Genomic DNA, 9,191 nt, shown 5'->3' with positions numbered 1-9,191 from the left:
CACGGCCATCAGCCGCCCCTGCACCTCGTCTGCGTCGGCGCTCCTCACCGCCCACCCCGCAAACCCCCGCCGGCCCACGGCCTCTTCGGGCGGCCAGCCGAGGATGCGCTCGGCCTCGCGGTTCCAGTGGGTGATCACACCCTCCGCGTCGAAGGCGCAGAGAGCCGCGTCCATGCCGTCGAGCAGCGCGGCGAGAAGATCGCTGGTGGGCTGCTCGTGTTCGGGCTCGATCCGGGAAGCACTCATCCTGTACCCCCTGCAGGACGTGTCCGCCGCATGTGACGTCTACCCGATCATTCAACGCGAACGTGACCCACCCCACACCGTGCTTTGCCAAATTAATTGGTTGTGGGCCGGAGGGGGCGTGCCTACTGTGGGCGTCACGCCGAAAGGAGGTGATCCGAGAAGTGATTTCTTATCGGACCAGCGAGGTGGCTGCGGGCTGACGCCCGTCGTCGCACCTGCCGACAGACCGTCGGCCGTAATACCCAGCAGTCACCGACCCGCGGGTTCGCCGGTATCGTCCGTCCGGCTCCTCTTCCCGGGAAGAGGAAACAGAACCCGCGGGTTTCTGCATGTCCGCGCGCCCTTAAGGGCAGAGGCGCTCGACGCGCCACCCCGCGCCCTCGCTCACGTACCGCAAGCGGTCGTGCAGCCGGTTCTCGTGCCCCTGCCAGAACTCCACCGCTTCGGGTACGACCCGGAAGCCGCCCCATCCCTCCGGCACCGGCACCTCGCTGCCCTCCGGGTAGCGGGCCGCCAACTCCTCGTACTTGTCGGTCAGTTCCTCGCGCGACCCGATCACCGTCGACTGGGCGCTCGCCCACGCCCCCAACTGCGAGCCGTGCGGCCTGCTGCGGAAGTACGCGGCCGTCTCCTCACGCGGGATGCGGGCCGCCGCGCCGGTGACGATGACCTGGCGGGCGATCTGGTGCCAGGGGAAGAGGAGCGAGAGATACGGATTGGCGGCCAGCTCACGGCCCTTGCGCGACGCGTAGTTCGTGAAGAAGACGAAGCCCCCGGCGTCGTACTTCTTCAGCAGGACGGTCCGCGAGGACGGGCGGCCTTCGGGGGTCGCCGTGGAGACGACCATCGCGTTCGGCTCGTGGAGCCCGCCGGTCGCGGCGTCCTCGAACCAGCGCGCGAACTGGTCCATCGGGGTGGGGGCGAGGTCCGTCTCCGCGAGGACGGTGGTGCGGTACTGCTCGCGCATGGCGGCGGGATCGAGATCGTTCGGCACGGGCACATCCTGCCGGATTCTCCGCGAACAGCGGCGTGTGCCGGCTACCGCATCTTCCCGGGGGCGACCCCCGGACCCCCAGCAGCGCAAGCAGGGCGTTCCCACCGATCCCTGCCGGATTCTCCGCGAATAGCGGCGTGTGCCGGATACCGCATCTTCCCGGGGGGCGACCCCCGGACCCCCAGCAGCGCAAGCAGGGCGTTCCCACCGATCCCTGCCGGATTCTCCGCGAATAGCGGCGTGTGCCGGATGTCACGCTTCCCCGCACCCGTCCGGACCCGCCAAACTCTGGGGCGGGCCGCTGTGCCCTTCTGACGAAAACGGTGGGGTGACCACTCGCCGCATGGGGCATGAGCGGGGTGACCCCACACCCCCTTTTCTGTCTGTCGCACACATCACGAGGAGCCGCCTGATGTCCGACTTCGTACCTGGTCTTGAGGGAGTAGTCGCTTTCGAGACGGAGATCGCCGAACCCGACAAGGAGGGTGGAGCGCTCCGTTATCGGGGCGTCGACATCGAGGACCTGGTCGGCCATGTCTCCTTCGGCAATGTCTGGGGACTGCTGGTCGACGGGGCGTTCAACCCCGGTCTGCCGCCCGCCGAGCCGTTCCCCATCCCCGTCCACTCCGGCGACATCCGGGTCGACGTACAGTCCGCGCTCGCCATGCTCGCGCCCGTCTGGGGCCTCAAACCGCTCCTGGACATCGACGAGAAGACGGCCCGCGACGATCTGGCGCGGGCCGCTGTCATGGCACTCTCGTACGTCGCCCAGTCGGCCCGCGGACAGGGCAACCCGATGGTCCCGCAGCGCGAGATCGACAAGGCGCAGTCCGTCGTCGAGCGGTTCATGATCCGGTGGCGCGGCGAGCCCGACCCCAAGCACGTGCAGGCCGTCGACGCCTACTGGACGTCCGCCGCCGAGCACGGAATGAACGCCTCCACCTTCACCGCACGCGTCATCGCCTCGACGGGCGCGGACGTGTCCGCCGCGCTGTCGGGGGCCGTCGGCGCGATGTCGGGCCCGCTGCACGGCGGCGCTCCCTCCCGAGTCCTCGGCATGATCGAGGAGATCGAGCGGACCGGGGACGCGACCGCGTACGTGAAGCAGGCCCTGGACAAGGGCGAGCGGCTGATGGGCTTCGGCCACCGCGTGTACCGCGCCGAGGACCCCCGGGCGCGCGTCCTGCGCCGTACGGCCAAGGAGCTCGGCGCCCCGCGCTTCGAGGTCGCCGAGGCCCTGGAGAAGGCGGCCCTGGAGGAGTTGCACGCGCGGCGCCCCGACCGGGTGCTCGCCACGAACGTCGAGTTCTGGGCGGCGATCGTGCTGGACTTCGCCGAGGTCCCCGCGCACATGTTCACGTCGATGTTCACCTGCGCGAGGACGGCCGGCTGGTCGGCCCACATCCTGGAGCAGAAGCGCACGGGCCGTCTGGTCAGGCCGTCCGCGCGGTACATCGGCCCCGGTTCGCGGGACCCGCGCGACATCGAGGGGTACGACGGCATCGCCCGCTGACGGCGGGAGCCTGCCGCGGTCCCGGCGTGCGAACCGTGCGCCGGGACGCTGGCCTTGACGTCGGCGTCAAGGTCTACCGTCGTACGCGACGACACAGAAGGGCAGGCGGGGACCTTGCGCATCGGAGAACTGGCGGACCGGGCGGGCATGACCACGCGCGCACTGCGCTACTACGAGTCGCGCGGACTGCTCCCCGCCCGTCGGGCCGGCAACGGTTACCGCGACTACGACGAGGACGATCTGGCGCTGCTGCACCAGATCCGTACCCTCCAGGACTTCGGTTTCGACCTGGAGGAGACGCGTCCTTTCGTCGACTGCCTGCGCTCGGGCCACCCCGAGGGCGACTCCTGCCCGGCCTCCCTTGAGGTGTACCGCAGGAAGCTCGCCGAGCTGGACGGGGTGATCGCCCGGTTGCAGGAGGTACGCGACCAGGTCGGCGCCCAGCTGGTGCGCGCCGAGGCCGCTGCCGCGCCGGAGCCCCGCTGCGAACTCACTCCGTACGACGCCTGAAGGAGACGTTCCATGCCGCAGACAACCACCCCGACCCCTGTCCTCACGATCACCGATGCGGAATTCGCCGACGAGGTCCTCGCCTCCGACGTCCCGGTGCTGGTCGACTTCACCGCCGCCTGGTGCGGGCCCTGCCGGATGCTCTCGCCGGTGCTCGACCGGATCGCGGAGGAGGCGGGGGGCCGGCTGAAGATCGTGAAGCTGGACGTGGACACCAGCCCGGCGACCCCGGCCGCGTACGGCGTCCTCTCGATGCCCACGCTGATGGTCTTCCAGAACGGTGAGCCGGTGAAGTCGATGGTGGGCGCCCGCCCGCAGCGCAAGCTCGTACAGGAGCTCGCGGACGTGGTCGAGATCTGACCTCCGCTCGGTTCCGCACCCTTTCCGGGATTTACAGTTCGCACCACGAACGAGTATGGTTCGTGGTGCGAACGATATTTCACATATCCGGGAGTGGGGAACCATGAGCAGTCGCAAGAGCAGTCGCACGGTCGCGGTCATCGGCGGGGGTTACGGAGGCGCCGCGGTCGCCAAGGCCCTCGACGCCGAGACCGATGTCATCCTGATCGACCCCAAGGACGCCTTCGTGCACGCCGCCGGCTCGCTGCGCGCACTCGTACGGCCCGGCTGGGCGGGCAACATCTTCTTCCCGTACGACAATCTGCTCCAGCGGGGCAGGGTGGTCCGCGAACGCGCGGTCGCCGTGGACACCGAAGGCGTCACACTCGCCTCCGGGGAGCGGATCGCCGCCGACTACCTCGTCCTGGCCACCGGATCCGGCTACCCCTTCCCCGCCAAGATGGACACCGACTCCAGCGACGAAGCTCTGGAACGGCTCCACGCCACGCACGAGGAACTCGCGGGCGCGGAAAGGGTATTGATCGTCGGCGCGGGGCCTGTCGGCCTTGAGCTGTCCGGTGAGATCAAGGCGGTCTGGCCGGAGAAGGACGTGGTCGTCGTCGACCCGGCGGCCCAGCTCATGCCGACGTTCACGCAGGAGCTGCGTGACGAACTGCGACGCCAACTCGACGCGCTGGGAGTGGAGTTGCTGCTGTCGACCGCACTGGCCGAGGAGCCGCCGACCGAGCCCGGCCGGACGAAAGCCTTCTCGGTGCGGACAACCGGCGGCGGCGAGATCGCCGCCGACCTCTGGTTCCGCTGCTACGGAGTGAGCGTCAACGGCGACTTCCTCGCGGACGGCGGCATCGCGCAGCGGACCCCGCAGGGCCAGGTCAGGGTGACCGGGACGCTCAACGTCGAGGGGCACCGCCACATCTACGCGCTCGGCGACATCACCGCACTCGCCGAGGCCAAGATGGCCGGGTACGCGATGAAGCACGCCGAGGTGGTGGCGGCGAACATCATCGCGCAGGTCAGGGGCGAGGAGCCCGCGGCCACGTACGAGCCGTCCGCCATCCCGTCGGTACTGCTGCCGCTGGGACCGAGCGGCGGGGTCGGCCAGGTGCCGACGCCCGAGGGCCCCTCGATCCTCCCGGCGGAGGCGGTCGCCCAGTACAAGGGGGCGGATCTGTTCACCGGCCGGTTCGTGGAGCTCTTCGGTCTTACTCGTCCGACTCCTTGAACACCACGGGCACCTTGTTGTCGACGACGACCCGGCCGAGCAGCTCGGCGAGCTTGTCGCGGTCGTCGTCGGCGAGTCCGGCGGGCAGCAGGTCGATGCGCCGGCAGGTGTCGGCGTAGAACTTCTCCGCGAGGCCGGCACCCTCGCCGGTGAGCGCGACGCGGACCGCACGCCGGTCCTGCGGGTCGGGTTCGCGGCGCACCAGCCCGTGCCGGGCGGTGCGGTCGACGAGTCCGGTGAGGCTGGACTTGGCGAGGCCCAGCATGGTGCCCAGCTCGCTCATTCCGTACGGCTGCGGCATCAGGACGCAGAGCAACTGGCCCTGCTGGGGCGTCAGTCCGTACTGCCGGCCCGACTCGGCGTACACGGCGTTCACCAGGAAAGAAGTGCGCACCAGTGCGGTGACGACTCCCATCCGGCCTTCTTCTGTATTCCCCATTCCGCCAGAATACGGCAGAAGATTTCGCACTACGAACTACTGCTCAGCGACTCCTCCACGAGCCGCGCCCACTGGGCCACGACCCGGTCGCGACGGGTCGTGTCGTCGGTGAGGAGGTTCGCCAGGCCCAGGCCGCGGGCCATGTCCAGGAGGCCCTGGACCGTTTCCCGTACGCCGTCGACCGACTCGTCGGCGCGGAGGAGCTCGACGGCTATGCGGTGCGACTCGCGGCCGACTCGGGCTTCCAGTTCCGTGACGCGGGCGTGCAGTTGCGGCTCGTTCGACGCCGCCACCCAGAGGTGGAGTGCGGCGCGGAACAGCGGGCCCGTGTAGAGGTCGACGAGCGCCGCCACCACCGTGCGGCGGTCCTGGGAAGGGAGCGCGCGCAGGGCGCTGGACCGCTCCTCGGCCACGTACTCGACCGCCGCCGTGAAGAGGTCCTCGCGGGTCGGGAAGTGGTGCTGCGTGGCGCCCCGGGACACACCCGCGCGCTCCGCGACGGCGGAGACCGTGGAGCCCGCCCAGCCGTGTTCGGCGAGGCAGCCGACCGCAGCCTCCAGCAGGCGCTGGCGCGTGGCGCGGCTGCGGTCCTGCTTCGGGGAGGTCACAACACCCATGCGGGATCCCGTCGTTCGAGGAAGGCCGTGACGCCCTCATGGGCGTCGGGTGAGGAGAAGAGGGACGCGGAGAGGGCGGTGAGGGCTTCGGCGTGGCGGTCGAAGTTCTCCAGGATCGTAGCCGTGACCAGGGATTTCGATGCGGTCAGGCCTTTGGGGGAGGCTCGGCGGAGACCGGAGAGTATGGGTGCGAGGGCGGCGTTGGGGTCGTCCGCCGCTTCGGTGATCAGTCCGGCCCGGGCGGCTTCGTGCGCGTCGAAGCGCTCTCCGGTGAGGTAGTAGCGGGCCGCCGCGCGCGGGTCCATGCGCGGGAGCACGGGCAGGGAGATGACCGCGGGGGCCAGGCCCAGGCGCGACTCCGTGAAGGCGAAGGTGGCGGCGGGGCCCGCGACGGAGATGTCGCAGGCGGCCAGGAGGCCGAGGCCGCCCGCACGGACATGGCCCGTCACCCGGGCCACCACCGGTTTCGGGTGCTCCACGATCGTACGGAGCAGGGCGACGAAGGCAGCAGGGTCCGGGGGCGCCTTCAGGTCCGCGCCCGCGCAGAAGGTGGAGCCGGTGTGGGTGAGGACGATCGCTCGGGTGGTGGGGGTGGGGTCGCAGGCCGAGAGCGCCGCCGCGAGCTCGGCGACCAGGGCCGCCGAGAGCGCGTTGCGGTTCGCCGGGGAGTCCAGCGTGAGGGTGGTGATCCCGCGCTCGTGCTCCGTACGCACATATTGACCACCGTCATATCGAACACCGCCAAGTGTCATTCTTTGTCCCTGAGTTGGCGCCTGAGGATCTTGCCGGATGCGGCGCGCGGCACCGCGTCGATGAACTCGACACGGCGGACCTTCTTGTACGGGGCGACGCGCTCGGCGGTGTACGCGATCACGTCTTCCGCGGTGAGGGCAGCGCCCGGCTGGAGGACCACGTACGCCTTGGGGAGCTCGGTGCCGTCCTCGTCGTACACGCCGATGACCGCCGCGTCCGCGATGACGGGGTGGGTGAGGAGGAGCGCTTCGAGCTCGGCGGGGGCCACCTGGAAGCCCTTGTACTTGATGAGTTCTTTCACCCGGTCGACGATGAACAGCCAGCCGTCGGCGTCGACGCGGCCCACGTCGCCCGTGTGGACCCAGCCGTCGGGGTCGATCATCGCGGCGGTCTCGTCGGGCCGGTCGAGGTAGCCCTTCATCACCTGGGGGCCGCGGATCGCGACCTCGCCCTCCGCGCCGGGGGCCGCGTCCTTCGACGGGTCGTCGAGGGTCAGGATGCGCATCTCGGTGGAGGGGACGAGCTTGCCGACGGCTCCCGGGGGCGGGTTCTGCGCGTCGAGCGGCACGATGTGCGTGCCCGGGGACAGCTCGGTCATTCCGTACGCCTGACGGACCGGCGGAAGCCCGAGCCGCTGCGAACAGGCCACCGCCAGCGCGGAGTCGAGTGGTGCGGCCGCGCTCACGATGTAGGCGAGAGAGGAAAGGTCGTACTTCGCGACGGCCGGGTGTTTCGCCAGGGCCAGAACGATCGGCGGGGCGACGTACAGCCCCGTGATGCGGTGGCGCTCGATCGTGGCGAGGAACTGGTCCAGGTCGAAACGCGGGAGGACGACCACGGTCGCGCCGCAGCGGAGCGGGGCGTTCATGAGGGCTGTGAGGCCGTAGATGTGGAAGAAGGGCAGGACCGCGAGGATGCGGTCGCCCGGGTTCATGGGGGCGAGCGGGCGCATCTGCTCCAGGTTGGTGGCGATGGAGGTGTGCGTGAGCATGACGCCCTTGGGGGTGCCCGTGGTGCCGGAGGAGTACGGGAGGACCGCGATGTCCGTGGCCGGGTCGATCGGGGGGTCGGGGACGGGTCCTGACGAGCTGAGGTCCCCGGGGCGGTCGCAGACGAATATCTCCTCGATGCCGCCCACCAACTCCGCTGCCCTGCGGGCGATTTCGACGAGCGGGGAGATCGTGACGATCCAGCGGGCGGAGGAGTCCTGGAGCTGTTTGGCGAACTCCTCCGCCGTGGCGAGCGGGTGGACCGTGGTGACCGAGGCGCCGGCGCGCGTGGCGCCGTAGAAGACGGTCGGATAGGCGATGGTGTTGGGGCTGTGCAGGGCGAGGACGTCGCCCTTGCGGAGACCGGCCTCGGCGAGGGCCGCCGCGGTACGGCGGTGGGCGGCGTCCAGCTCGGCGTAACTGAGCGTGGCGCCGGTCACCGCGTCGATGAGGGCTGGGGTGTCGCCGTACTCGTGCGCGCGGCCGATGACCGCCTCGTGGATGGGCTCGTTGACGGCCGGGACATCTGCGTACTCGCTGCGGAACACCATGACAGCCCCCTGGGGTGATGTGGGTGAGTAAGCGTCAGAATGCCGCCTGCTAGTACGACTTGGGGAGGCCCAGGGACTGGTGGGAGATGAAGTTCAGGATCATCTCGCGGCTGACGGGGGCTATGCGGGCCACCCGGGACGCCGTGATGAGGGAGGCGAGTCCGTACTCCCGGGTGAGGCCGTTGCCGCCGAGGGTGTGGACGGACTGGTCGACGGCTTTGACGCAGGCTTCGGCGGCCGCGTACTTGGCCATGTTGGCTGCCTCGCCCGCGCCGAGGTCGTCGCCGGCGTCGTAGAGGGCGGCGGCCTTCTGCATCATCAGGCGGGCGAGTTCGAGCTCGATGTGCGCCTGGGCGAGGGGGTGCGCGATGGCCTGGTGGGAGCCGATGGGCTCCTTCCAGACCTGGCGGGTCCGTGCGTACGCGATGGCCTTCGTGAGGGCGTAGCGGCCCATGCCGATCGCGAAGGCCGCGGTCATGATGCGCTCGGGGTTGAGGCCCGCGAAGAGCTGAAGGAGACCGGCGTCCTCGTCGCCGACAAGGGCGTCGGCGGGGAGACGTACATCGTCGAGCGTGAGCTCGAACTGCTTCTCGTGGGCGGCGAGTTCCATGTCGATCTGGGAGCGCCCGAAGCCGGGGGCGTCGCGGGGGACGATGAAGAGGCAGGGCTTGAGGCGGCCGGACTTCGCGTCCTCGGTGCGGCCGACGATGAGGGTCGCGTCGGCGATGTCGACGCCGGATATGAAGACCTTGCGGCCGGTGAGGAGCCAGTCTCCCGTTGATTTGTCGCGGCGGGCGGTGGTGGTGATGCGGTGGGAGTTGGAGCCGGCGTCGGGTTCGGTGATGCCGAAGGCCATGGTGAGGCTGCCATCGGCGAGGCCGGGGAGCCACTGCTGCTTTTGAGCCTCGGTGCCGAAGCGGGAGATGACGGTGCCGCAGATGGCGGGCGAGACGACCATCATGAGGAGGGGACAGCCGGCGGCGCCCAACTCTTCGAG

Annotated in this window: 11 protein-coding genes; 4 read left to right on the top strand and 7 right to left on the bottom strand. The window is 70.0% G+C overall.

The genetic code is table 11. The features are described 5' to 3' along the window. On the bottom strand, positions 1-246 hold a 246-nt coding region (locus J0695_RS21520; protein WP_206963752.1), incomplete at its 3' end, for a PAS domain-containing protein. Between the two features lie 343 nt (positions 247-589). Continuing rightward, positions 590-1,213: a pyridoxamine 5'-phosphate oxidase gene (gene pdxH / locus J0695_RS21515; protein WP_206963755.1), complete on the bottom strand. Its 624-nt coding sequence runs from the start codon at positions 1,211-1,213 to the stop codon at positions 590-592. Between the two features lie 439 nt (positions 1,214-1,652). On the opposite strand from pdxH, the gene J0695_RS21510 reads away from it, so the two are divergent. The 4 genes from J0695_RS21510 to J0695_RS21495 all read left to right on the top strand — a co-directional run bounded on the left by J0695_RS21510 (position 1,653) and on the right by J0695_RS21495 (position 4,845). After that, positions 1,653-2,753 (top strand): citrate synthase 2, encoded by a 1,101-nt coding sequence (locus J0695_RS21510; RefSeq protein ID WP_206963751.1) that lies wholly within the window; start codon positions 1,653-1,655, stop codon positions 2,751-2,753. Between the two features lie 114 nt (positions 2,754-2,867). After that, a complete protein-coding gene (locus J0695_RS21505) occupies positions 2,868-3,263 on the top strand; it encodes a MerR family transcriptional regulator (RefSeq protein WP_206963750.1) in 396 nt (131 codons plus the stop codon). A gap of 12 nt (positions 3,264-3,275) precedes the next feature. Continuing rightward, the gene (gene trxA, locus J0695_RS21500) at positions 3,276-3,623 is read left to right on the top strand and encodes a thioredoxin (protein WP_206963749.1); all 348 of its coding nucleotides are present in this window, start codon (positions 3,276-3,278) and stop codon (positions 3,621-3,623) included. 103 nt (positions 3,624-3,726) lie between these two features. Then, positions 3,727-4,845: an NAD(P)/FAD-dependent oxidoreductase gene (locus tag J0695_RS21495; protein WP_206963748.1), complete on the top strand. Its 1,119-nt coding sequence runs from the start codon at positions 3,727-3,729 to the stop codon at positions 4,843-4,845. On the opposite strand, the gene J0695_RS21490 is transcribed toward J0695_RS21495, so the two are convergent. The 5 genes from J0695_RS21490 to J0695_RS21470 all read right to left on the bottom strand — a co-directional run. Further along, positions 4,826-5,260 carry a MarR family winged helix-turn-helix transcriptional regulator gene (locus J0695_RS21490; protein ID WP_206963754.1) on the bottom strand — a complete coding sequence of 145 codons (435 nt, stop codon included), beginning with the start codon at positions 5,258-5,260 and terminating at the stop codon, positions 4,826-4,828. The genes J0695_RS21495 and J0695_RS21490 overlap by 20 nt on opposite strands. 53 nt (positions 5,261-5,313) lie before the next feature. Continuing rightward, positions 5,314-5,901, bottom strand: a complete 588-nt coding sequence (locus J0695_RS21485; protein ID WP_206963747.1) for a TetR/AcrR family transcriptional regulator — start codon at positions 5,899-5,901, stop codon at positions 5,314-5,316. Beyond that, positions 5,889-6,653, bottom strand: a complete 765-nt coding sequence (locus J0695_RS21480; protein ID WP_206963746.1) for an enoyl-CoA hydratase family protein — start codon at positions 6,651-6,653, stop codon at positions 5,889-5,891. The genes J0695_RS21485 and J0695_RS21480 overlap by 13 nt, the downstream gene beginning before the upstream one ends. Next, positions 6,650-8,194: a 4-coumarate--CoA ligase family protein gene (locus J0695_RS21475; protein ID WP_206963745.1), complete on the bottom strand. Its 1,545-nt coding sequence runs from the start codon at positions 8,192-8,194 to the stop codon at positions 6,650-6,652. Before J0695_RS21475 ends, J0695_RS21480 begins: the two co-directional genes overlap by 4 nt. A 49-nt stretch (positions 8,195-8,243) precedes the next feature. Then, positions 8,244-9,191, bottom strand: a 948-nt coding sequence (locus J0695_RS21470) for an acyl-CoA dehydrogenase family protein (protein WP_206963744.1), incomplete at its 5' end; no start/stop codon positions are given.

The sequence above is a fragment of the Streptomyces beijiangensis genome, assembly GCF_017315755.1.
Lineage (GTDB): Bacteria > Actinomycetota > Actinomycetes > Streptomycetales > Streptomycetaceae > Streptomyces > Streptomyces beijiangensis.
Note: the sequence above shows the minus strand (reverse complement) of the source record. Positions and strands in the feature narration are given on the sequence as shown.